This window comes from Delftia sp. JD2, assembly GCF_001682645.1.
Lineage (GTDB): Bacteria > Pseudomonadota > Gammaproteobacteria > Burkholderiales > Burkholderiaceae_C > Comamonas > Comamonas acidovorans.
In genome coordinates, this window is sequence record NZ_LFJT01000170.1 from 1 (window position 1) to 276 (window position 276).

1 protein-coding gene is annotated in these 276 nt (G+C 63.4%); it reads left to right on the forward strand.

Annotated features, from left to right (window positions below; all coding sequences use genetic code 11):
- Nucleotides 1-276, forward strand: a 276-nt coding sequence (locus ACM14_RS30330) for a phage late control D family protein (protein WP_175403334.1), incomplete at both ends; no start/stop codon positions are given.

Consider the following 276-nt stretch of genomic DNA (forward strand, 5'->3'; position numbering starts at 1 on the left):
GTGCGACGACATCATTGCCTCGCACAGCGTATTGCCCGGGGGCGCCTCCATTCCCTTTTATCCCCCTGAAAAAGCGGCCGCAGGCGATCAGGAAAACATCCACGCCTGGCATCTGGAGCAGGAAATCAAATCGGGCCGCCATTACAGCGACGACTACGACTTCAAGAAACCCCGGGCCGACCTCACCCACCTGCGGCGCGACCCGCCGGGCCACGCCCATGACGGCCACGAAATCTACGAATGGCCGGGCGGCTACACCCAGCTGAGCGACGGCGA